Origin of the sequence: Micromonospora sp. NBC_01405 (assembly GCF_045040155.1) — a bacterium.
Lineage (GTDB): Bacteria > Actinomycetota > Actinomycetes > Mycobacteriales > Micromonosporaceae > Micromonospora.
Window position 1 is genome coordinate 2,185,096 of sequence record NZ_CP109532.1, and the last position, 23,923, is coordinate 2,209,018.

General features: G+C 70.6%; 16 protein-coding genes and 1 riboswitch. Of the genes, 4 read left to right on the forward strand and 12 right to left on the reverse strand.

Translation table 11 applies throughout. The features are described 5' to 3' along the window. The first annotated feature begins 222 nt into the window (after positions 1 to 222). Complete coding sequence (locus OG559_RS08625) at positions 223 to 1,140, forward strand: BTAD domain-containing putative transcriptional regulator (RefSeq protein ID WP_405114090.1); 918 nt, start codon at positions 223 to 225, stop codon at positions 1,138 to 1,140. Here the strand turns inward: OG559_RS08625 and OG559_RS08630 are convergent. The 9 genes from OG559_RS08630 to OG559_RS08670 all read right to left on the reverse strand — a co-directional run bounded on the left by OG559_RS08630 (position 1,059) and on the right by OG559_RS08670 (position 12,246). Then, complete coding sequence (locus tag OG559_RS08630) at positions 1,059 to 2,102, reverse strand: glycosyltransferase (protein ID WP_405114091.1); 1,044 nt, start codon at positions 2,100 to 2,102, stop codon at positions 1,059 to 1,061. The genes OG559_RS08625 and OG559_RS08630 overlap by 82 nt on opposite strands. Next, positions 2,099 to 3,367 carry an FAD-binding protein gene (locus OG559_RS08635; protein ID WP_405114093.1) on the reverse strand — a complete coding sequence of 423 codons (1,269 nt, stop codon included), beginning with the start codon at positions 3,365 to 3,367 and terminating at the stop codon, positions 2,099 to 2,101. Before OG559_RS08635 ends, OG559_RS08630 begins: the two co-directional genes overlap by 4 nt. Continuing rightward, positions 3,364 to 4,203 carry a hypothetical protein gene (locus OG559_RS08640; RefSeq protein ID WP_405114095.1) on the reverse strand — a complete coding sequence of 280 codons (840 nt, stop codon included), beginning with the start codon at positions 4,201 to 4,203 and terminating at the stop codon, positions 3,364 to 3,366. Before OG559_RS08640 ends, OG559_RS08635 begins: the two co-directional genes overlap by 4 nt. Beyond that, positions 4,196 to 6,292, reverse strand: a complete 2,097-nt coding sequence (locus OG559_RS08645; protein ID WP_405114098.1) for an ATP-binding cassette domain-containing protein — start codon at positions 6,290 to 6,292, stop codon at positions 4,196 to 4,198. The genes OG559_RS08640 and OG559_RS08645 overlap by 8 nt, the downstream gene beginning before the upstream one ends. Then, positions 6,289 to 7,368, reverse strand: a complete 1,080-nt coding sequence (locus tag OG559_RS08650) for a hypothetical protein (protein ID WP_405114100.1) — start codon at positions 7,366 to 7,368, stop codon at positions 6,289 to 6,291. Before OG559_RS08650 ends, OG559_RS08645 begins: the two co-directional genes overlap by 4 nt. After that, positions 7,361 to 10,114, reverse strand: a complete 2,754-nt coding sequence (locus OG559_RS08655) for a thiopeptide-type bacteriocin biosynthesis protein (protein WP_405114102.1) — start codon at positions 10,112 to 10,114, stop codon at positions 7,361 to 7,363. Before OG559_RS08655 ends, OG559_RS08650 begins: the two co-directional genes overlap by 8 nt. A gap of 13 nt (positions 10,115 to 10,127) precedes the next feature. Next, positions 10,128 to 11,051, reverse strand: coding sequence for a hypothetical protein (locus OG559_RS08660; RefSeq protein WP_405114104.1), 924 nt, complete (start codon positions 11,049 to 11,051; stop codon positions 10,128 to 10,130). Between the two features lie 25 nt (positions 11,052 to 11,076). Continuing rightward, positions 11,077 to 11,271, reverse strand: coding sequence for a hypothetical protein (locus OG559_RS08665; RefSeq protein ID WP_350883965.1), 195 nt, complete (start codon positions 11,269 to 11,271; stop codon positions 11,077 to 11,079). Positions 11,272 to 11,562: 291 nt separating this feature from the next. Further along, positions 11,563 to 12,246 (reverse strand): TetR/AcrR family transcriptional regulator, encoded by a 684-nt coding sequence (locus OG559_RS08670; protein WP_405114106.1) that lies wholly within the window; start codon positions 12,244 to 12,246, stop codon positions 11,563 to 11,565. 98 nt (positions 12,247 to 12,344) lie between these two features. On the opposite strand from OG559_RS08670, the gene OG559_RS08675 reads away from it, so the two are divergent. Beyond that, a complete protein-coding gene (locus tag OG559_RS08675; protein ID WP_405114108.1) occupies positions 12,345 to 13,550 on the forward strand; it encodes an FAD-dependent monooxygenase in 1,206 nt (401 codons plus the stop codon). Positions 13,551 to 13,584: 34 nt separating this feature from the next. Here the strand turns inward: OG559_RS08675 and OG559_RS08680 are convergent, their stop codons facing one another. Beyond that, complete coding sequence (locus OG559_RS08680) at positions 13,585 to 14,580, reverse strand: ribonucleotide-diphosphate reductase subunit beta (RefSeq protein ID WP_405116495.1); 996 nt, start codon at positions 14,578 to 14,580, stop codon at positions 13,585 to 13,587. Between the two features lie 44 nt (positions 14,581 to 14,624). Then, positions 14,625 to 17,042 carry a ribonucleoside-diphosphate reductase subunit alpha gene (locus OG559_RS08685; protein WP_405116498.1) on the reverse strand — a complete coding sequence of 806 codons (2,418 nt, stop codon included), beginning with the start codon at positions 17,040 to 17,042 and terminating at the stop codon, positions 14,625 to 14,627. A 170-nt stretch (positions 17,043 to 17,212) separates the two neighbouring features. Then, positions 17,213 to 17,429, reverse strand: a riboswitch (cobalamin riboswitch). 303 nt (positions 17,430 to 17,732) lie between these two features. Between OG559_RS08685 and OG559_RS08690 the strand changes: the two genes are divergently transcribed. Both OG559_RS08690 and OG559_RS08695 read left to right on the forward strand, forming a co-directional pair. Beyond that, positions 17,733 to 20,966, forward strand: a complete 3,234-nt coding sequence (locus tag OG559_RS08690; protein ID WP_405114110.1) for a hypothetical protein — start codon at positions 17,733 to 17,735, stop codon at positions 20,964 to 20,966. Positions 20,967 to 21,265: 299 nt separating this feature from the next. After that, a complete protein-coding gene (locus tag OG559_RS08695; protein WP_405114112.1) occupies positions 21,266 to 22,519 on the forward strand; it encodes a S8 family peptidase in 1,254 nt (417 codons plus the stop codon). A 523-nt stretch (positions 22,520 to 23,042) separates the two neighbouring features. Here OG559_RS08695 and OG559_RS08700 read toward each other — a convergent pair. Beyond that, entirely contained in the window at positions 23,043 to 23,819 is a 777-nt protein-coding gene (locus tag OG559_RS08700) for an ABC transporter ATP-binding protein (protein ID WP_405114114.1), read from the reverse strand. Between the last annotated feature and the right edge of the window lie 104 nt (positions 23,820 to 23,923).

A 23,923-nucleotide genomic window follows, 5' to 3' on the forward strand; every position in this document is an offset into this window, starting at 1 on the left:
TACCAGCCCGTCATTAGCTTCCACGCGATGGGAGTAGTCATCGATCTCGGGTGCCGACGGACACCTACCCACGAGAATGCTCCCGAACGGCTTGCCCAGCCTCGCGAGGAGAACACCCACAATGGATACCCCATTGGACTGTCATCGGCTTCCGAAGACGGGCGATCCGATCACCGGTTGCGAGGGCGGCAGCCCGGCACCGCTGTCCCCGGGCAGAGCATCATGACCCTGCGCTTCACACTACTGGGCCCGGTGGGTGTCACGGCTCACGACTCCCCGGTCAACGTGGATCGGCCCCGCCGGCGGGCGGTGCTGGCCTACCTGCTGCTGCACGCCAACCAGGTGGTGTCGGTCGACCAGCTGGCCGCGGCGATCTGGGGAGTCAGCCCGCCGTCGACGGCGAGAGCCCAGATCCAGTCGGAGATCTGGGCGCTGCGCCGGAGCATCCAGCAGGCCGACATCGCCACCGAGCCGATCGTCACCCAGCCCGGCGGATATGTGCTGGCGCTGGCGGCCGACCAGCTCGACCTGGCGAGGTACACGACCCTGACCACGACGGCTCGGGTCGAGGGTGAGCGGGGCCTCCTGGAGAATGCCCGCAAGCTCATGCGCGAGGCATTGGCGCTCTGGCGGGGAACGCCGCTCTCCGGTGCGGCCGCCGACTTCGTCGAACCCGGCCGGTTGCATCTGGAGGAGAGACGCCTCGCCGACCTGGAATGGCTCCTCGGCCTTGAGCTGACCCTCGGAAGACACCATGAGCTCATCGCCGAACTGACCCGGTACGTCGCCGAGTATCCGCTGCGCGAACGCCTGCGCACCCAGCTCATGATTGCGCTGTATCGCTGTGGCCGGCAGCTTGAGGCGCTCCGGGTGGCCCGGCAGGGCTGCGAGATGCTCGCCGATCAGCACGGGCTCGACCCCGGCCCGCTGCTCCGCGACCTGGAGCTGGCCATACTGCGGCAGGATCCCAAGCTCGATCTTGACGAGAGGGCCGCGCCGGACGGCAGCGCCGCTGTCACGGTCACGGCGTTGCCGGGGTGGCGCGCCGAGCGGCGTCCTCACGCCGCCGCGCGTCCCGACAGCACTTCGCGGTACGACTGGACGCTCTCGGCGGTGGCCCGGGACAGTAACTCCGGCTGAGGCCGGCGCCCACGGCGCAGCCCGTCCACGACAGCGGACAGCCACGCCCGGACCTCGTCCCCGGTCATCCGTACCAGGTAGTCATCGCCGCACTCCGGCGGATCGAGGCAGATCCCGCCGTGGCCGACGGCCTCGGGCAACCCGCCGGTCCGGGTGGCGACGACGGGCACACCGTGCACCACGGCCTCGCGGGCGATCATCCCGAAACTCTCCCGCCACAGGCTCGGCGCCAGCAGCAGGTCCGTCTCGGCGTACAGCGAACAGACGTCGGCGCGGTAGCCGACGACCTCGACGCACGGCAGTTCCGCCGCGATGATGCCCTCAGCGGCCAGGTCGGCGGCGGTCCAACGCCCCTCCACGAAGCGGAAGCGGAACGGCAGGTTCGCCCGGATGGCGGCTGCGACCAGGTGCATCACCACACCGAGACCCTTGGCCGGCTCCGGGTTGACGAAGGTGAGCCGGTACGGGCCGGACCGGGCGGAGCCGGCGGGGTCCGCGCCGGGTGCACAGGAGCATGGGCGCAGCAGCGGCTCGATCGGCCGGGCATTCCGACCGGTCTGCCCGAGGAAGAGGTCTCGGGCGAATCGGGACGGGACCACGACTTCGTCGACGAGGCGGAGCGTCTGCGCGACGGGCCGGAGGTCGGCCGCGGGATGCTCCAACACGATCGGCACGCCCGCCGCCCGCAGCCGCTGCGCCAACACGGTTTCCTCACCGAGATGCCCCCAGAGCAGGGCCGCATCCGGACGGTCCTGGTGGAGCAGCCGGTCGAGTGATCCCGCCAGGGAGCGCAGCGCCGCGCCATGACCGCTGCCCGCCGCGCCGGGGTCCATCGGCCCGTCCAGCACCGTCACCCGCTCACCGGTGGTCCGCAGTGTCGCAGCGAGCTGCCGGAGGTGGATCGCCTCGCCCGACTGCCCGGTGGAGATGCGGTGCACGCTGACGACGAGAAGGTGTTTCATCGCCCGCCACGCACCCCGCCGGACCGGTACGAGGGCAGCCCGAATTCGCCACGGATGCGTTCGAAGGCGGCAGTCCGGCGGCGAAGCAGCTCGACGCCGGCCGGATCGTCCTTGCGGTAGACGAACGGGGACAGCCAGACCACTGCCCGGTCGTCGAGCGGGCGCAGGGACCACGGCGTGTCCGCCAGCACCGCCTCTGCCTGCACGGCGTGCGCGAAGGCGACGACCATCGACGGAGCGAACGGCAGCGTCGCCGTGTGCCACTCCAGCCCTTCGGCGAGCTGGGCGACTTCCTCCGGGTGCTCGCTGTCACCGCCGACGATGCGCAGGTCGTCGGGGTGCTCCGAGACCCGCAGCGCCAGCCGCTGCCCGTGCTCGCGGACCAGCCGCTGGACGTCCGCGGCCTTGGCCCGCAGGGTCGCCACGGAGCCGGCGGTGACGGACAAATCGAGGACGAGCCCGTCGTGGGCGGTGGCGATCCCCTGCGCCCGCCGACGCGCCTGCGGTGCCAGGATGGAACTACTCGCCAGCCCTTCCACGAGCAGCTCACGCCAACAACGCACCAGTTCCTCGGTCAGGGCCGGCTCGGAGAGCACCACCAGCCGCATCGCCTGCGCCGGCGCCGCCTGGAGGACATGGGTCAGCTCCACCACGATCGGGCCGTACCCGCCGGTCTGGAACAGCGCTCCCTGGCCGTGCGGACCGGGTGGGTAGGGCAGGGCGCCCCGGACCCGCGCGTCCTCCGCACCGGTCCAGCCCAGCCGGTGCATCGAACCGTCGCGCTCCATCACCAGGAAGTCCCGGCAGTGCCGCTCCCGTTCGCCGAGCCCGGAGAGCAGCCCCCGGTCGAGGGCGTTGCCGAGGACGGAGGTGTGTGGTCCGGAACCCGGCGGCGGCAGGTAGAACGGCGCTCCGGCGTCGGTCAGTGTCGCCTTCAACTTGGCGAAGGTCACCCCGGGCTGCACCGTGGCGAGACCGATCTCGACATCCAGGCTGAGCCGGTCCAGTCGGGCCAGCCGGACGATCACGCCGGGCGTGCGCACGCGGGAGTCGTCGTACCCCCAGTTGCGCCCGCGACTGTCGACCCGCCACGGGACCGCGCTGTCGTTGAGGATCCGGATCACGGCGCCGAGCTGGGTCAGCGACGTGGGCTCCACCACCCATTCCGGCGGATGTCCACCGGGCACGGTCGACGCCGCCGATGCCGCCGACGTCACGATGGCGCCCGCGTTCGCCAGCCTGTCGAACAGGCCCGCCCGGCTCACACCTGCTCCAGCGCCGTGCGTACCCGATCCGGTGCGACCCCGTACTCGTCGCGCAGAATTCGGGTGACCGACGCGTACGCGGCGACCAGCGTCGCCACCTGCGGCCCGCGCTTGATGCTCCACAGGTGGCCGAAGTTCGGGGGGTCGGTCATCCAGGTGAGCGTCTGCGGCGACCAGACCGCGCCGAAGACGTTCACCACGGGATGCCCAGCGGTGATCGTGAGGTGCGTGGCGAGCACCTGTTCGGCGACGGTCATGTGCGAGTGGATGTCGCGTCCCGGGGTGGACGGGTTGTCGGCCAGGAAGGACAGCCCGGTGCGGCTGATCCGACGGGCCAGGTCGGGGTCGGCGGCCCGGAACAGCGAGGTGTTGCCGACCAGCGCCAGCGAGTCGGGCAGATCCACCCCGGCCGGGTTGGCGAGTTCGCGCAGCCGGGTGTAGAAGTCGACGTCGCCGCGTTCCAGGTGGGCGAAGAGCGAACCGGGCCCCTGCGGGCGCAGGCCGACGCGCAGGTAGGCATCGGTGTCGACGAGCACCGACTCGGGAAAGCGATCGAGGGCGAGCAGCTTCGGCAACGCGAAGCAGGCGAGCCGATCGTAGTGTCGGTCCAGCCCGGCGTCGTCGAGGACCTCCGTCCGGTCGTAGTAGCCGAGCCAGCCGAGTTGATCGAGCCAGTCGATCGTCGGCGGGTCGGCGTACAGGTCGATCGGACCGGCGTGCCGCTGCCAGGACAGGATGCTCAGCAGCCAGGTGGCGCAGGACAACTGCCGGTAGGGGCGCGGATGCCGGCTGGGAATCCGCCAATAGGCGTGCACCCCGCGCAACGGCTCAGCCACCGGCCACCACCCGGGAGACACCGTCCTGATCGCGTACGACGGTCAGGTGCCGGCTGCCCAGGTGCTCGCCGACCGGCCGGTGGCTGACCACCATCAGCGTCTCCACCCGCTGCCGGACGGCGGTCAGCAGCCGCAGTTCCATCTCGCGGTCGAGGGAGTTGGTCGCCTCGTCGAGGATCAACAGCGATGGTCGGCGCAGCAGCGCCCGGGCCAACGCGAACCGCTGCACCTCGCCCGCGCTGAAGGTGGCGCCGTTGATCCGCAGCGTGGTGCGCAGCCCCAGCCGCAGCGGGCGCATCACCTCGTCCAGCTCCATCAACGTGAGCATGTTTCGGATTTCCTGGTCGTCCAACTCGTTCGCGCCGGCGCAGAGGCTGTCGCGAATCGTGGTGTGCAGGAAGTCGGAGCGGGGCGGCACGTAACAGACCAACGGCCGCAACTCGTCCGGGTCCCAGTCGCCGGCCGGCACACCGTAGATGACGGCCCGGCCGGCCGGCGCCGGGTCCAGCCCGCTGACGATGTGCGCCATCGTGGACTTGCCGACGCCGCTCACCCCGCCGACGGTGACCGTCTCACCCCGCTCGACACGCAGGTCGAGCCGCAGGTCGAAGCCGTCCCTGGGGCGGCAGACACGCACACCGTCCAGCTCCACCGCCGGCGCGTCCGGCACCGGCCGGGTGTGCGTGCCGGCCGGCATCGCCGGCAGCGTCAGCAGCGTCGCCACGTAACGCAGCTGCCGCTCCAACTGGGCGACGGCCGGCAGGGTCTGCGCGATGGAGATGACCGAGAACAGCACCGTCCCGCCGAGGGTGAGGAATCCGAACAGCTCGCCCGTGCTGACCAGCCCCGTCGCGGCCAGCACCGACCCCACGATGAGAATCACGTACAGGCCGGAGAAGCGCAGGGCCTCACTCGGCCCGTACACCCAGGAGAGCCGGTACTGCAACGCTCGTACCGACTCGTGCAGCAGATCAAGCCGTCGGGCGTGTTCGGCCCTCAGGTGTGAGACGGCCCCGAGACCACGGAAGGTGGTCAGTCCTCGGGTCGTGGTGATCAGGACATCCTGGACCTCACCGTCCAGGCGCAGTTGCTCGTCGTAATGACGGCTGATCGGCCTTCGGGCGAGCAGCGTCACCCCGATGTGCAGGGCGCCGAGGGCCGCCACCACGCCGGTGAGCGGCAGCGACATCGACGCCATGAACGCCAGCAGGATCACCACGGCGATGGCGTCGGTGAACATCGACAGGGCCAGGGTGGTGCCGGCCTCCCGCACCTCCCGGGCGCTCTGCACCCGGTGCAGGACCCCACCCGAGGTCATCTCGGTCGTCGCCGAGGTGCGGGTCAGCCGATCGACGAGGTTACCGAGCATCGCCCGGTCGAACGCCAGCCCGACCGCTGTGAGCTGCCGGTGCCGCAGCCAGAACAGCACGCTCAGCGCGACGAAGAAGGTGATGAGGGCGGCGGCCAGGGGGCCGGCGGCCACCCGGCCACCGGCCGCGACCTGGTTCAGGTACGGCAGCAGGACCAGGTTGAGCATGGTCAGGCCGGTGTAGAGCACGAGGCTCATCACGAGCAGCGGCACGACCTGGCGGAAGCTGAGCTCTCCGGAACGCACCAGCGGCCACAGCCACGAGGCCCGGGCCGACCGGCGGGCGCGCCCGGCCGACGTGACCCGCGCCGCAGGCTGGTCGCCGGCACCTGGCGTGACCGGCTGGGGACCCGGCAGCAGCACCCAGCCGGAGGACCGCTCGCGGTAGCCGCGCTCGTCGAGCCACGCGTGACCGAACGACGGATCGAAGATCCGCACCTGGCGCCGCCGCCGACGTTCGACGGTGATGAAGTGGTCAGCCCGCAGGTGAACGATGGCGCCGGGGGTCAGCGCGTCGAAAGGGCAGTCCCGCCGGGCGCGGTAGCGAACGCCGCAGACCTCGGCCGAGGTGTCCCGCAGGTCCCGCATGGAGAGCGCTCCACGTACGGCCAACGCGTCCCGCAACGCCGGCTCGGGGAAGTCGTGGCCCAGCAGCTTCAGGCTGGTGACCAGGGCCTGTACCCCGCAGTCGTTGTCCTGCGTCTGCAGGCTGACTGTCATACGGGGACTCCGATCACTCGTGTTCCGGCCACGGCGGACGTGCCGTCGCCCAGGCTCACCCCGCTCCCCCACCACGGCGGGGTGCTGGTCTCGGTCTCCGCCAGCGCCAGCGCCACCCCGACCGGTCCGCTGAGCACGGAAAGAACGTACGGCGTGTCGAAGACGTCGGCCACCGCCTGCCCGTCGACCCGGTCGAGGTGGGCCGAGAGCCGGGCCGCCAGCGCGCTCGCCCGATCGGCGCCGACGAGCCCCGCCCAGCATGGCGAGAGCCGGATGGCGAGGCTCAGCCCGGCGAGGCCGTGGCAGAAGGTGACGTCGGCGGTCTCGTCGACGAGCAACTCGTCGAGCCGACGCAGGGACGCCTGGGTGATCGGCGCTCGGACTACCCGCTCCAGCACGGCCGGTTCGGCGTCCGGGCCCAGCGCGGCCAGCATCCCTGGCAGGCCGGAGCACAGGGTGACCCCGCCGGCGCCCAGGCCACCGGTGTCGAGCACCGCCGGCTCCAGCCGCTCGATGTCACGGACCAGGGCGTCGACCGGGCCGGTCAGCACCTCGTCCCGGCCATACCGGCGGCCGAGCATTCGTAGCAGCAGGATGCCACCGCTGCGGCCGTGGTAGAGCCCGTTCGACGGCACCCGCAGGATGCCGAGGGCGGTCCGGGTGAGCGCGGGTGCGAGTTCGTCACGCGCCGTCGGGCCCGCCACGTCCCACAGCGTGATCCCGATGCCCCCGGCACCGTTGATCGGATCCAGCTCGCCGGCATCGACGAAGCGCCGGTACTGGGCGGTCAGCACCTCGGCAGCCGCCGGGGCGGTCGACGCCGGCACATCCAGGTGGCCGGCAGGCGAAGCGAGGCAGTCGTCCACCAGACGGTGCAGCAGCCAGGTGACCCGGTGGTCGGAAACGGGCTCGCCGCGCAACGCGAGCTGGGTCAGCGACCCAGCCAGCGGACGGTGGTCGAGCCGCGACGCGAGGAGAGCCAGGGCAGCCAGCGCATCCACGGTCGCGTTGCCACGTTGGCGGAGATGCGTCATCAGCCGGCGGAGCAGCCGACGCGCGGCGTCGACCTCAGGCATGCCCGGTCCCGCCCCGTGGCACCCGGGCCATCCGGCCCTTCAACAGCCGCGCCGCTGCCATCACGATCTCCGGCTCGCGGCTCACCGCCTGTCCGAGCGGAAGCCCTCGGTTGATGGTCATGTGGATCATGCTGCTGAGCGCCAGACGGCGGGCGTCCTCGTTCATTTCCACGAGATGGCCGAGCGTCGGGTCAGGCTCGGCGAGTACGAAGTCCAGGGCCCGCTCCAGATCGGGCCGGGCCGAACGGAAGGCCGCCATCCAGTCCCGCTGGGCCAGGGAACTGGGCAACCGCGGATCCAGCCCGCGCAGATCGCACAGCAGGTCGAGGGCTCCGTCGTCCCCGCCGAGTTGCCGGCACCAGGCCGCGATCCGGGACACCGCCAGCGCGTACCGGCCCGCCTGGTCCGGGCCGGCGGTGAGCCGCCCCACCCACCATGCCGAGTCGCCGCAGAAATGTCGCAGGGTGTCCGCCCGGCATGCCGGGCCGCCGTACCGGTAGTCCTCCGGCACCCAGGCGCGGACCTCGACCTCCCACGGTTGCTGCGGCACCAGTCTGGCCAGGTGGGTGCGCAGATCGGCGAGCAACGTCTCGGTCGCGGCCGAGGAACGCACGCGTACCCGCAGGTGAGGCCGTTCGTCCCGGTACCGGATGTAGAACAGCTCGGCCCGGCGCATGAGCGCCATGACGCCAGCCCTGGCCAGCCACGTCTCCACCGCCCGGTCCGGGGCGTACACGTACCAGCTGGTCCAGTCCGGGTCCGCCACAGGCAGCCGGTCCACGAGCCGGGTCCGTGACAGCGGCCGGCTCACCGTCGACTCCCGGTACGACCAGGGCACCCAGAGGTCGTGCACGTGGCCGCCGAGATCGGACCACACCGGCGTTCTCACCGGCAGCGCCTCGTGCAGCTGGAGCCTGCCCTCGCGGCGCAGCCGCTGGATGAACCACCGTCGTTGCACGGCGTCGGTGAGGTCGATCCGCATGGTGAGGTCCGCGCCCTCGGTCAGCTCCACCGTGGATCCCAGCCCGACTTCGGTCAGGACGTCGCAGAGCCCGACGGGATCGGCGGCCAACTCGAGCAGGTCGGCCCGGTGCCGGGCGTTCAGCACCAGGCCACGGCGGGCAAGCAGGCAACGACCGGCGGTGATGCGCGGATTCATGCCACCCGGCGACCGCCACTGGCTCGGGTCGGCGGCCGGTATCGTGTCGGCGGCCTCGTCCATGAGCAGCCCGAGCAACCTGACCGCCCAGGGGTTGAGATCGTGACTCAACGACAGCGGGCTGTCCCAGCGTAGTTCCACGAAGCGCCCGTCGGCGCGGTTGATCAGCTGGAGCCGCCCGTCCACGACGACGACCGCCAGGTCGGTGAGGAGGAGGTCGCCGGGACGGTGCGGCAGGTTGAGGTTGAGTCGGGGCAGATCGCCGACCCGCCGTCGGGCCAGCGGCGCCCGCCGGTCCAGCGGAATCCAGCCGATCTCGACGGCGAGCCGGCCGGCGTCCTCCACCCTGGCGCAGAGATCCGGGACGCGCAGATGCTCGCCGAACCTTGCCCCCGGCCCGCCCCAGAACCCCGGCATGATCATCTTCAGCCAGGCATCGGCACCGGAGCACGGCTCGGCCAGGAGCGCGCCGCAGGCCATGCCGAACCGGGGTCGGGTCGAGCCCGCGGGATCGGAGATCCCGGCATTGGCCCGCTCGGGTTGCCCCGCCCGCCACTGGTCCAGCGTGACCGCGTCGTTCCACCACTCCACCGCGCTGTTGTCGCGGCGGCGAGGGGGCACGAACAGCCGCCGCGGCGCATCCGGGAGGTCGGGGGTCTCCGAGGGCGTCGGCGGTCGCCGCCAACTACCCAGCGAGTGGTCCACCGGTGCGGTCAGCAGCCAGGTCAGCGGCACCGCGCCGCCGGAGAACATGCCGCCCACGTACTCCCTGACCCGTTCGAGCCGGTCGGACGGCCACGGCACCCGCATCATCTGGGCGACGCCGTCGACCAGCGCCTCCACCGGGCCGCGGTCGAGGCGGGGCCGGACCTCGCTGAACGCGTCCACGAACTGGTCGGGGCGGAAGGGCCGCTCCTCGGCGAGCACCGCCTTCACCGGATCCGCGGGCGAGGCAGCCACGGCGGTCCCCACCAGCATCTCCGGCGCGTGCTCCGGCAACAGCAGGTGCCGGCGTACGCAGAGGTCGAACTGCGCCGTGCCGTCATCGCCGAGGTCGGCAGCCCAGTCGGCAGCGGAGCGCGGTGCAGCGGCACGCTGTTCACCGAGCAGCTCGGCGAGCCGGCAGATCGTCGGATCGTCCGACAACGACGTCGTACCGCCCCGGTCCGGACGCACGTACGACCAGCGGCCGGCATCGGCGACGAGGGTGGGATTGACGAACCAGTTCCCGGTCGGCCGGGGCAGGTCGAGGCGCGCCAGCCGGATCTCGGTCGCGAGGTCGATCTGTGTCGTGGAATCACCGTCGACAAGGTCGGCGAGCATGCTGAAGCCGAACATTCCGAACGGGGTAGGCCGAAATCGGGCCCGGTTGCCGTAGATCGCCATTCGGGTCGGCTGGTCCTGCCAGTCGCGGTCGTCATCCCCGGAGCGCTGGAAGGTGGTGGCGTACTCCACGGCCAGTTCCAGCAGCCGCCGCGACATCTCGCCGACCCGGGGCGACGAGTCGTCGCAAGGCACGGCCGGCAGCACCGGCACCCGGACCAGGCACCAGCCCGGCGTGGACAGCGGCCGTGGGGATGGCGTCATTCCAGCAACTCCGTCATCTGTGCGGCCGCATGGCCGCGTGCGGCTTCATGGTGGCGGCGTCCAGACGCGCCTCGGCCAGCCGCTGCTCCACACCGGGGTCCGCCGAGTCGCAGGCCTCGATCAGGGCGAGAACCGCGTCGAGGCAGACGTGGTAGGCGGCGGAGAGGACCGCGCGGTATTCCGCCCGCAGGGCCGGCGCGAACGGCCGCAGCCGCCCGTCCCGGGCCAGCGCGTCGAAGCCGTGCAGCATCCCGGTCAGACCGCGTCGGGCCAGGATGGTACGACTTTCGGCCTCGGCGTAGGCGGCCTGCCAGGGCGATCCCGGCGACAGGCCGGGACCCAGCAGCTCCAGCAGCCGCTCGGCGAGCCCGATCGCCACTCCGGGCATGTTCGCCAGGAACAGCTCCGCATCGGCGTAGATCCCCAGCGGACGATTCGTCGAGATGGCCGACATCTCGATGACGTCCTCAGGTCGCACCCCCAGGCGCCGGGCACTCAGGGTGTGACTCGTCGTGCCGAGCAGGCCCGGGCCCTCCCACGGGTGCTCGATGTGCAGTCGGGCGCGGTCGATGAGCACGGTGGTGCGGTTGCCCTGAACCGGCTCGCACCCCATGGCCATGAAGGTGGCCCGGTCCGCGCCGGAGCCGAACCGCCAGCACCCGTCGACCACCAGCTCACCGTCCGGGCCCCGGTCCAGCCGACCGACCTGGGCGACCACGCCGTAAACCGCGTTGGTTCCGGTGTATGCCCGGGACAGCAGGTCACCGGGCGCATACGTCGAAAGGTAGTGCGCGGTGCCGTTGGCAATCATGCAGAGCCACGCCTCACTGGCGTCCTCGGCTGCGGCGCGACGAACGAGATCCAGGCCTGCTACCAGGCTCTGGACCTCGTCCGGACCGTCGCGCAGCCACAGCAACGTAGCGGCGAGCTGTCGCATCGATCTTTACCTATCTACGGGACGATCAGTACGATCCGCCGCCGCCGCACCGGTTGGTGGTGCTGGTGCAGCCGGTGGTCGGGATGATCGAGGTCCAGTTGATACCACCGGCGATCTCGCCGGCCTCGACGTCGATCCCGGCGAGGTCGAGGTCGTCGAGGTCGACGAAGTTCTCCGCGTGGTCCACCATCTGGGCACCCGCCTTGATGTTGTTGGTCATATCCACCTCTCAGGTTCTGACAGTGAATGTGTGCGGTCGGGTCTCACCCGAAACCGCACAACATCGATGGCGGCCAGCATTGCCGACGGCAATCTGCGCCTTCTATGCGTCCGCTATGCGCCCAGTGACTGCCAACCGCCGGACGTCAATTCGCTACCGATCGCCTGATCGACCTCGCTGACGCAGGGCGACCGGGGCTGGAGGGTCTGCGCACTCCCACACGCGGGGGTACGTGGCCGTTTCAGCCATCGGCGATCGCCGAGAGAATCGGGACGTCCGTCCGCTGATCACTCAGCCGCCACGCCGGTTGACCAGGAGGTCGAGACCGTCGAGGATCCGGTCCAGACCGAACTCGAACGCCTGGTCGTGCCCGCCGTCGGCGGCTGCCGCGGCCATCGTCGCGACCAGTGCGGGAAAGCGGTCGCCGTGGCGGCGCAACTGCTCGGCGATCTCGGCGGTGAGGTCCGCTTCGGGTTGCCGGCCCACCATGGCCTGCTGGGCGATCGCGCGGACATGGCCGGCGAGCACCCCGATCGCGTCGAGGCGCTCGCTCCCGGTCAGCCCGGTGGACGGCAGGATGCTCGCCGCGCACTCCATCCAGCCCAGCTCATTGGGGCCGACGGCCCGGGGACCGAGGATCGCCTCCACCGTCCAGGGGTGCCGCACGTACGCGTCGAGCAGCTGGTGGGCCCACTGTTTCAGGGCGGCCCGCCAGTCGGCCGGGTCGATGGCCGGGGGCACACCGATCGCGCGCTCGACCATGAGCGCCACGAGTTCCCCCTTGCCCGCCACGTACCGGTAGAGGGACATCTTGGTGAACCCGCGGTCGGCGGCCACCCGCTGCATGGTCACCGCCGCGAGGCCTTCCGCGTCGGCGATCGCGATCCCCGCGTCAGCGATGTGCTCGAGGCTCAGGGCGGGTTTGGGTCCTCGGGTCGGTTGCGCCCGGCCTTCCCACAGGAAGTCGCTCGACACCTGGCCTCCACGCGTCTGGTTGTTGTCCACAATCTGTTTCCATGGTACACAGTAACGATAGTGTCCGTCGGACACTGTTTCTTGTTGGAGGGCTCGTCATGAAGAATTCGACCGTGCTGATCTCCGGTGCCAGCATTGCGGGGCCGGCGCTGGCGTACTGGCTGGGCCGGTACGGCTTCCGGCCGACCGTCGTCGAGATCGCGCCTGGCCTGCGGGCCGGTGGCAACCGCGTCGACTTCCGCGGCCGGACCCACCTGAGCGTGCTGGAGCGGATGGGCGTACTCGATGACCTGCGCGAGGTGCAGACCGGCGGCACCGCGATGCGCTTCGTCGACGCCGCCGGCCGCAAGCTGATGGAAGTGCCGGCCGACTTCGCGGGCGGCGACATCGAAGTGCCACGCTTCGACCTGTCCCGGGTGCTCCATGAGCGGAGCCGAGACAGCACCGAATACCTGTTCGGTGACAGCATCGCGACCATGACCGACACGTCGCAGGGCGTGAACGTCACCTTCACCAGCGGCACGCGCCGTACCTTCGATCTGGTGATCGGCGCCGACGGGGTGCACTCGGCCGTACGCCGGCTGACCTTCGGGCCGGAGGAACGCTTCGTCCGGCACCTCGGCTACTACGTGGCGACCTGGGGGCTGCCGAACGAGTTCGGACTCGACCGGCACTCATTGCTGTACAACGCCCCCGGCCGGATGGCCAGCATCGGTGGCGATCACCGCGATCCGTCCAGGGCGGGCGCCTTCGTGGCGTTCGCCGCGCCCCGGATCGACTACGACCGGCACGACTCCGACCAGCAGCGTGGCATCGTCCGCGAGCGGTTCGCCGGGCTGGGATGGGAGGTGCCACGGCTCCTCGCCGCGCTGGAGGAGGCGACCGACTTCTACTTCGACTCGATCTGCCGGGTGGACCTCTCGCCGTGGTCCAGCGGCCGGATCGCCGTGATCGGTGACGCCGCCTGCGGAGCCACGATCGGCGGGATGGGCACCGGCACCGCGGTGGTCGCGGCGTACGTCCTAGCCGGCGAACTGGCTGCCGCCGACGGCGACCACACCGTCGCGTTCCCACGCTACGAACGGCTGCTCGCCGGCTTCGCCCGGCGCTGCCAGAAGGGCGGCGACACCACAGGCAAGTTTTTCGCGCCGCGTACCGCCGCTGCGGCGCGGGTACGCAACGGACTCCTCAACCGGCCACTCCTCATGACCATGATGCTCAGGACTGCCGAGGATCGCAGCAACAACATCGAGTTGCCGGACTACCCCGAGCCGGCGATCGGCCTCTCACCATCGCGGAACTGAGCCGACGCCGAGCGATTCGCCTGTCCCGGTCGGCTCAGAAGTCGTCGTCGAAGCCGACGGTGCCGGTCACCCCGACCTGGTACGCCGACACCCGCCGTTCGAAGAAGTTGGACAGCTCCTGCACGTCCTGCAACTCCATGAACGCGAACGGGTTGGTCGACCCGTAGTGGACGGGCATGCCGAGCTGCGCGAGCCGCCGATCGGCGACGTGCTGGAGGTACTGGCGCATGTCGGCCAGGGACATCCCGGACACGCCGTGGCCGAGCAGGTCCTCGGCGAACTGGACCTCGCACTCGACGGCCTCGGTGAGCATCAGACGTACCTGGTCTGCGAGGTCGTCGTCGAACAGGTCCGGTTCCTCGCGGCGGACGGTGTCGACCACGTCGAAGGCGAAGGCCATGTGCATGGACTCGTCGCGGAACACCCAGTTGGTGCCGGATGCCAGGCCGTGCAGCAGTCCCCGGGAGCGCAGGAAGTAGACGTAGGCGAAGGCCCCGTAGAAGAACAGCCCCTCGATGCAGGCGGCGAAACAGATCAGGTTGAGCAGGAACACCCGCCGGTCCTGCTTCGAGCGCAGCTCCCGCAGGTCCTGGAGGGAGTCGATCCAGCGGAAGCAGAATTCGGCCTTACGCCGGATCGAGGGAATGTTCTCGATGGCGTCGAACGCGGCGAACCGCTCGGCCTCGTCGGGCACGTACGTGTCGAGCAGGTTCAGGTAGAACTGGACGTGCACGGCCTCCTCGAACAGTTGCCGCGACAGGTAGAGCCGGCCCTCCGGCGAGTTGACGTGCTGATAGAGGTTCAGCACCAGGTTGTTGGCGACGATGGTGTCGCCGGTGGCGAAGAACGCGACGAGGCGGCTCACCAGGTGCCGTTCCGCCGGGGAGAGCCGGTCGAGGTCGGCGAGGTCGGCGTGCAGGTCGACCTCCTCCACGGTCCAGGTGTTGCGGATGGCGTCGCGGAACCGGTCGAAGAAGTGCGGGTAGCGCATCGGACGGAGGGTGAGGTCCATCCCCGGGTCGAGCAGCATGTGTGTGGTCCTCGGGTCGGTGGCGGTGGCGTCGGTCGGGGCGGTCACTGGCAGGCCTCGCACGACTCGGGGTTCTCCAGGGAGCAGGCCACCGCCTCGTCGACGGTCACCGCCGGCGCGACGACACCAACCGGACCGACGACACCAACCGGGCCTACGGCGCTGACCGGGCCGACGGGTGCGACCGTGGCCTGCTGGATCCGGGTGGCGGGGCGGGACCGCAGGTAGTAGGTGCTCTTCAGCCCCGCCTTCCAGGCGTACAGGTACATCGAGGAGAGCTTGCCGATCGTCGGAGCGGCGAGGAACAGGTTCAGCGACTGTGACTGGTCGATGAACGGGGCGCGGGCGGCGGCCAGGTCGATCAGCGCCCGCTGCGGCAACTCCCAGGCCGTACGGAACAGCTGCCGGACCTCCGCCGGCAGTTCCGTGATGCCCTGCACCGATCCCTCGGCGCGCTTGATCGCCGAGCGGACCTGGTCGGTCCACAGGCCGCGGGCCTTCAGTTCGCGTACGAGAGCGGTGTTGACCTGGAGGAACTCCCCGGACAGGGTCTCGCGCTTGAACAGGTTGGACACCTGCGGCTCGATGCACTCGTAGCAGCCGGCGATGGAGGCGATGGTGGCGGTCGGGGCGATCGCCACCAGCAGCGAGTTGCGCAGGCCGTGCGCGGCGACGCGCTCCCGCAGCGCCCCCCAGCGCTGCGCCTGGCTGCCCGTGACGCCCCACAGGTCCGGCTGGAGCTGGCCGCGTGCCGCCCGGGTCTCGGCGAAGGCCGGGTGGGCTCCGAGGCGTTCCGCCAGGTCGGCGGAGGTCTCCAGGGCGGTCAGGTACAGCTCCTCGCTGATCCGGGTGGACAGCTCCCGGGCTTCCGGGGAGTCGAACGGCAGCCGCAGGGCGAAGAACACGTCCTGCAGGCCCATCAGGCCGAGGCCGACCGGTCGCCAGCGGGGGTTGCTCGCCGCGGCCTGCGGGGTCGGGTAGTAGTTGATGTCGATGACCCGGTCGAGGAACGTCACGGCGGTGCGGACGGTGGCGCGCAGCCGTTCCCAGTCGATGCCGCCGTCGGCGAGGTGGGCGGCGAGGTTGACCGAGCCGAGGTTGCACACGGCGGTCTCGGCGTCGCTGGACACCTCGACGATCTCGGTACACAGGTTGGACAGGTGCACCACGTTGCCGGGCTCGGCGGTCTGGTTGCACAACCGGTTCGCGGCGTCCTTGAACGTCATCCACCCGTTGCCGGTCTGCGCGAGGGTCCGCATCATCCGCCCGTACAGCTCCCGCGCCGGCACCTGCCGCACGTACCGGCCCTGCGCCTCGGCCGCCCGGTACGCCGCGTCGAACTCGTCCCCCCACAGGTCCGGCAGCTCCGGCACCACGTCCGGGTCGAACAGCGACCACATCCCGTCGGCCTCCACCCGGCGCATGAACTCGTCCGGGACCCAGTTGGCCAGGTTCAGGTTGTGGGTGCGCCGGGCGTCCTCACCGGTGTTGTCCCGCAGTTGCAGGAACTCCTCGATGTCCGGATGCCACGGCTCCAGGTAGACGCAGGCCGCGCCCTTACGCCGGCCGCCCTGGTTGACCGCCGCCACCGAGGCGTCCAGCGTCCGCAGCCACGGCACGATCCCGTTGGACTGCCCGTTGGTGCCCCGGATCAGCGCGCCCCGCGACCGGACCCGGGAGAACGCGATGCCGATGCCGCCGGCGAACTTCGACAGGTTCGCCACCTGCGCGTACCGCTGGTAGATCGAGTCCAGTTCGTCGCGCGGGGAGTCGACCAGGTAGCAGGAGGACATCTGGGTGTGCCGGGTGCCGGAGTTGAACAACGTCGGCGAACTCGGCAGGTACGCCAGGCTCGACATCAACCGGTAGAACTCGATCACCTCGTCCGGGGCGTGGGACAGGCCGCAGGCCACCCGCAGCAACCAGTACTGCGGGGTCTCCACCACCAGCCGGCTCGTCGGGTGGCGCAGCAGGTACCGGTCGTGGACCGTGCGCAGCCCGAAGTACTCGAACCGCAGGTCACCGTGGGGGTCGACGGCGTCATCGAGCTGGGTGGCGTTGGCGGCGACGAACGCGGCGGTGCCGTCGCCGATGAGGCCCTCGACGTGGCCCCGTCGGATCGCCTCGCTGAACGACCCGATGCCCTGCCTGCGGACCTCCTTGTCGATGTAGCCACCCAGCAGGCGGGCGGCCAGCCGCGAGTACTGCGGCTCCTCACCGATCATCTCGGCCGCGGTCTGGATGGACAGCCGGTCCAGCTCGGCGGTCGTCGCGCCGTCGTACAGGCCGCTGATCGTCCGCGTCGCCACCCGCAACGGGTCGACGTCGGCGAGGCCGACCGTCCACCGCTCGACCGCTCCGACGATCCTGTTGACATCGACCGGTTCGGTGCCGCCGTCGCGCTTACGGACGCGCATCTGCGTCCGCCGCGGGCCCGGTAGGGCTGCCTCGTCGGCCACCATGCCATCGGCCGGGACAACCTCGGTGACTGCCACCACTCACTCCTCGCGGGCTCGAGACCTGATGGCCTTCGGGCGCGTGGAGACAGACACCGGCGGACGTCACGCCGGCGGGGCGCGGGTCAGGTGGCGTCGGCCGTCCCACGCGGCCTCGGACCGCCGCCCACCCCGGTATGGGTGCGCGGCGCGCTGGCAGGTCTTCGGACTCGCGGGCGTGACCGGGCTCGCCGGTCTTCTACTGGCCGTCGCTTCCCAGGCCGCTGGCGGCCCAGTGCTGATGACGGCGGTCGTTCCCACTCACCGCTGCGGGGCAGTCCCGGATTTCCACCGGGTTCCCTCTTGCCTCGACCGCCCCGGATGAGCGGCCGAACCAGCTACGGTCGACACCATATATAGGGACTACGGCGTTGTCACACCCCACATGTCGAGTCCGGGCGTGTCGGCTGCCACGGCGGTGAAGCCTCGTCGATTCCTTCACAGAGCGACCGAGCCGATTGGTGGGGCGGGTCTGGATCCAAGGACGGCGGACCCGGCCGGTAGGACCGGAACAGATGTCGACCGGTCGGGTTTCCGACGGGCGTCCGTACACAAGGGATGGCGACCTCCTACGGTGACTTCCGGCACGCCAGGGATGGACGTTGCCGGGAATCGACCCGGCGACGCGATTCAGGCGTTTTACAGGGGGTTGTCTCGATGCACGTTCGGAGCCGCGCCATCGCGGGTCTGGTCGCCGGGGCTGTGTTGTTGACAGGCCAACCGGCGGCTGCGGGCACTGTGCAGGACAGTGCCGCCGACGAGGTCGCGAGCACCAGCGCTCGCGCCGCTACAAGAACGATCGGCGGCGATGCGACCCGCACGGCCGTCCGCACGGCTGCGGCACTGTCGGTGCCGGGACACACCGGGCTGGTTCCCAGCACGCCGCGCAATGACGTACCGAGGATCACCGACGGCGAGATCACCGACATCGAGGTGATCGGCAACCGGGTCTTCATCGCCGGCTCCTTCACCGCGATCGCCAACGTCGGCGGGACGCCGGTGGCGCAGCCGTCGCTGGCTTCTTACAACATCGACACAGGCCTGATCGACACCGGCTTCCAGCCGACGTTCGACGGATCCGTCGAGGCCGTCGAGGCCTCGCCGGACGGCTCGTCGCTCTATGTCGCCGGCTCGTTCAACACGGTCGGTGGCCTGACGAAGCGCAAGATCGTACGGCTCGACCCGGTCACCGGCGCTCCGATCGCGGCGTTCACCGCGCAGGGGAACGGGCGCGCGACCGCTCTGGCCGTGAGCAGCACCGCGGTGTACGTGGGCGGCCAGTTCACGAAGGTGAACAGCGTGAACCGCACCGGGCTGGTCGCGCTCAACCCGACGACGGGGGCGGTCGACAGCGGATTCAACCTGCCCCTGTCCGGCGGCATCGGCGTCGGCGGCATGCTCACCGTGCAGCAGCTCAAGCTGACGCACAACGGCAGCAAACTGCTGGTCATCCACACCGGTCGTCAGATCGCCGGCCAGGACCGCTACGGCGTCGGTCTCGTCGACACCGCCACCAAGGCCCTCCTGCCGTGGCGCACCCGCCTGTGGGAGGACAACCTCTCCTTCGTCGGCGGCATCCAGCGGGTCTTCGCCGGTGACGTCGCGCCGGACGACTCCTACTTCGTCGTCACCAGCGGTTCGGGAGGCGACCGCCCGCCGATCAACGACACGGCGATCGCGTTCCCGGTGACCGGCGCCGACCACGTCGAGCCGACCTGGGTGTCGCGTCACTTCGACAGCATCTACTCGGTCGCCATCACCGAGACGGCCGTGTACGTCGGCGGCCACTTCAGTTGGCAGGAATCGCCGACCTCCAACGTCCCGTGGCCCGGCCTGGACAACGTCGGGTACGGCACGGGCCAGGGCCTGAGCGGCTACGGTCTCGGCGACCAGGTGGTCCGCCGTGACCACCTCGGCGCGCTCGACCCGGCCACGGGCACGGCGATCGAGTGGAACCCGGGTTCCAGCTCGTACGAAGGGGAGAAGGCGATGCTGGCCACCCCGCGCGGCCTCTTCGTCGGTGGCGACGGCAACACCAAGGGCGGCCTGCCGGTGGGGCGGGTCGGGTTCTTCGACCTCACCCAGGCACCGGCGCCCTCGCCGGTCGACACGACGATCGTCACGCCCATCGAGGGGGCGGTCAAGCAGGCCAACGCGCCGTTCGCGCTCGGCGGGCAGGCGACCTCTCCGGCCGGCGTCACCAAGGTCGGTATCGAGATCCAGAACCGGGGTTCCAAGAAGTACCTGCAGGACGACCTCACGACGTGGGGCGCCGCCAACAGCATCAACGCGACGGTCGCAGCGGTGAACACCGCCTCGACCTCGTGGTCCCTCACCGTGTCGCTCCCCGTCGGCGAATACCAGGTCCAGGCGAAGACGTTCGGTAACAACGGCCAGAGCGATGCCTCGAAGGCCGTCAAGAAGATCGAGACCTTCAGCTTCGACGACCTGCCGCCGACCACGAAGATCACCTCGCCGCCCGCCGGCCTGGTCGCCGCCCAGAGCTTCGTCGCGACCGGCACCGCCAGCGACGACAAGGGCGTCAGCGCGATGACGTACTCGTTCCGCAGGTCGGACAACCAGTACCTCCAGGACGACGGGACGGCCGCACCGGTCTACAACACCTTCCGGGGCGAGCCGGACGTCATCGGCGCGTTGTCGACCACCTGGCAGGTCGAGGTGGCCCTCCCCACCGAGGGCGAGTGGAAGATGACGGCCACCGCCATCGACAACGCCGGTCAGGGTGACCTGCGCGGCGACACCCGGGACTGGATCATCTCGGCGACCGGCGTCGCGCCGTCGGTGGCCGTCAGCACCCCCACGCCGATGACGCCGCCCACCGCCGCCGCGCCGGTCACCGTCGCGCCGGGCGGCTCGATCACGTTCTCGGGGACCGCCAGCGACGACGGCACCCTGAAGTCGGTCGAGATCTACCTGCGCAACAACACCACGCGCGAGGCGCTGGCGGCCGACGGCACGTGGGGCGCCGACTCGATCGCGGCGTACCACCGGGTCTCACCGATCAACCTGAACGCCCCGTCGTACAACTGGTCCTACACCACCGTGCCGCTCACGCCCGGCGTGTACGACTTCCGGGTGCGGGCCACCGACAACCTGGGCCTGAGCACGGCGACCGCCAACCTGGGCCGGCTCACCGTCACCGCCCAGGTGCCCGGTGACGCCTTCCCGAACGGCCTGTTGAACTTCACCGGCGTCGACCAGAACGTCGACCAGTTGCACCTCAACCTGGCCGGCACCGCGACGGACAACATTGGCGTGCAGAGCGTGCGGGTGGCGCTGCGCGACCTCGACACCGGCCGGTACGTGCAGCCGAACGGCACCATGGCGGCGAGCTTCGCCACGGTGAACGCCACCCTCGCCTCGCCCGGCGCGACGAGCACCACATTCGCCCTGTCGATCGACCTGCCGACCAAGGGTGAGTACAGCGTCGAGGCGTGGGCCGTCGACACGGCGGGCCAGCAGGACGGTTCGACTTCCGGCGCCACCGCTCGGTACCTCGTGTATCCGGGCGATCTCGACCCACGGCTGGAGCCGAGCCTCACCCCGCAGAACGGCGAGGTCTACACGGACTCGAGGATCGTGGTCACCGGACGTGCCGTGGACGATGTCGGGATGCTTCGGGTGGACGTCCAGATCGTCAACGGCGCCGGCCAGGGGATGAACGCCTCCGGCGTGTTCAGCACGCCGTCCGTCCCGGGCAACTTCCCGTGGATCTCGGTCTTCCTCACCAGCCCGGGTTCCCCGGGGTCGAACTTCGCGTACACGTCACCGGTGGTCCCCGCGGGTGCCTACACCGTCTCGGTCAGGGGAACCGACAACTACGGTCAGCTGCAACAGCCGCCGAAGACCGTCTCCGTGACCGTCAGCTGAGTCGATCGGCCGCGGACCGATCCGCTTCGGGGGGCGCGCCTGCCCCCAGCAGATCGGTCCGCGGCCCCGCGAGGCGGCCCGGATCTCGTTGATCGGGAGTGCGAGCCCTCGTACGGCCTCCTGATACCTCCGGGAACAGTTATTGGCACCCCATGCCAAAAAGAGCCCCGTCGATTGGTTGGCGCATTCAGTCAATCGCCGTCGAGGCAATCGCGCAGTACGATCCCGAAAACCGACCAGACCATTCCATCGGCGTCACGAGCGCGATGGAACGGCCGGAGCAGAGGGATGGCGCAGAGATGAGACTCCGCCACAGGGCGATCTTCACCCACAGCCGTCGACCCGGGCTGGCCGTCATGGCCGTCCTCGCCACCACGACCCTGGCCGCCACCATGCTCGCCGGTCCGGCGTCCTCGGCAGCCGCTGCCGAGCCGACGCCAGGTGCGATCGGCGAGATCCTGGGCGCCGGCAGCGCGACGGCGGTTCCCGGCAGCTACATCGTGACGCTCAAGGAGAGCGCGGTCGGCGGCCGGTCCACGGCGTCCAGCGTGGTCAGCAGCCTCGCCGGCCGCTACGGCGTGCACCCGGACCAGGTCTGGGGCGACGCCCTGAACGGCTTCTCGATGCGGGCGTCGGAGGCGGTCGCCCGCCGGCTGGCCGCCGACCCGACGGTCGCCCAGGTGGAGCAGGACCGGTTGACCACGTTGGCCACCACGCAACTGAACGCGCCATGGAACCTGGACCGGATCGACGCACCGCTGGGGCTCAGCGGCACCTACAGTTTCGTCAGTCAGGGCACCGGAGTCAGGGCGTACATCGTCGACTCCGGGATCTACATCGGGCACCAGGATTTCGGCGGTCAGGCGATCTACGGCGTTGACGCGGTCGACGGCATGTTGCCGGCGGACGACTGCAGTGGGCATGGCACCCACGCCGCCGGCACCGTCGGCGGGACGACGCACGGGGTGGCCAAGAACGTCGTGCTGGTCGCGGTCAAGGTGTTCGACTGCGTCCTGCCCAGCACCCTGTCGATCCTGATCAGCGGCATCAACTGGATGGTCGGCGACCACCAGGCAGGGCAGCCCGCCGTCGCGAACATCGGGGTCCAGTCCACCTTCAACAACGCGCTCAACAGCGCGGTGGCCAACGCCGTCGCCGACGGCATCACCGTGACGGTCCCCGCCGGCAACTCGAACGCCAACGCCTGCAACTTCTCACCCGCGTCGGTGCCGACCGCGCTGACCGTGGCCGCGACGCAGTCGAACGACAGCCGGGCCAGCTTCTCCAACTACGGCTCCTGCGTGGACATCTTCGCCCCCGGCGTGGGCATCAGGTCCGCCTGGATCGGCTCGCCCTCGGCGGTGCAGACGTTGGCAGGCACCTCACACGCCGCACCGCACGTGGCCGGGGCGGCGGCCCGGGTGCTGAGCAACTACCCGACGTGGACACCGGCCCAGGTGGCGAGCTACCTGTTCGGCGTCGCCAACGTAGCGGTGGGCAACCCGGGCGCCGGCTCACCCAACCGGCTCCTCTACCTGGCTCCGACGTTCTGATCCGTCGCCGAGGGCTGCCGAGGACGGTCCAGCGCGGTCGGCTCCCCGCCACCACGGAGGTGGCGAGCAGGCTCCCGCGCATGCCCCGGGAGGTCGCCCCTAGGCCGCCCGATGCGGTGCCATGCCATGCCATGCCATGCCGTGCCGCCCCGTACGCCGGGCGGCCGGGTGGCGGCCTGACGAATGGGTCGGGCACCTGCCCTTCGGCCCCTATGGAGCTGCCCCGTCCACGCTCCCGCTCCGTCGACAGCACAAACGGGGCAGCTCCATAGGGGCCAACGGAGGGTGGGCCGACCCGGCGAGGGCCGACCCGGCAGGAGCCGATGATGTCGGCAGGGCGCGCATCCCCTGGGGCCTGCCAAGCCGGAGACCCTCACGACTTGGCCGGGGCGCTGGCCTCCCCTGGCGTGGCACGCCATCGGCGGCCAGCGCCCCGGCGTCGGCTCCGGCCGGCGCGTCGTTGGTCACGGCACCGGCCGCCACTCGGTCCTCGACGTCGGTGTGGTCACCCTCTTCGGCGTGATCAGTCGGCGTCGGTCGAGCCGAGGTAGACCTGCCGCATCTGCGGGCTCGCCAGGCACTCCCGGGGATCGCCGTCGAAGGCGACCCGACCCCGGTCGAGCAGCAGCACCCGGTCGGCCAGTCGGGCGACCAGTTCCACGTTGTGGTCGACCAGGATCACCCCGTGGCCCCGCCGCTGGACCTTCCGGATCGCCTTGGCGACAGCGGCCACGCCCTGCGCGTCGGAGCCGGCGAAGGGCTCGTCGAGCAGCAGCACCACCGGGTCCTGGCCCAGTGCCCGACCGACCTCGACGAGTCGTTGCTCGCTCGGGGCCAGGTCGCCCGCCTCGCGGTCGAGGCCCCCGATGCCCAGTTCATTCGCCAACTGGCGGACGCCCTCGCGGTCGGCCGCCCGGTGCGGCCGTCCCCCACCGGTGAACGTGCCGGCGATCTTCCGCCACGGCGTGTTGTGTCGTTGCGCGTGCCGACCGAGCAGCAGGTTGTCCAGGACGCTCAGGCGCAGCGCCAACTGCGGGTACTGGAAGGTGCGGCCGAGCCCGACCCGGGCTCGGCGGGAGGCCGGTCCGGTGAGCCGCTGCCCACGCAGCAGCAGCTCACCGGCGGTGGCCGGTTGCGCACCGGAGATCAGGTCCACCAGCGTCGTCTTGCCGGCTGAGTTCGGCCCGACCAGCCCGAGGATCTCCCCGGCTCGCAGCTCGAACGACACGTCCGCCAACGCGGTCACCCCGTCGTACCGCTTGGTCAGGCCGCGACCGACCAGCAGCTTCGTCTCGTCCACCGGTACGCCTCCTCCGTGGCAGCGCCAGCGCTTGCCATCTCAACCTGTCGGCGTATCCGATCACACCCTTCGGCGCGACCAGCATGATCGCCAGCACCCCGGGG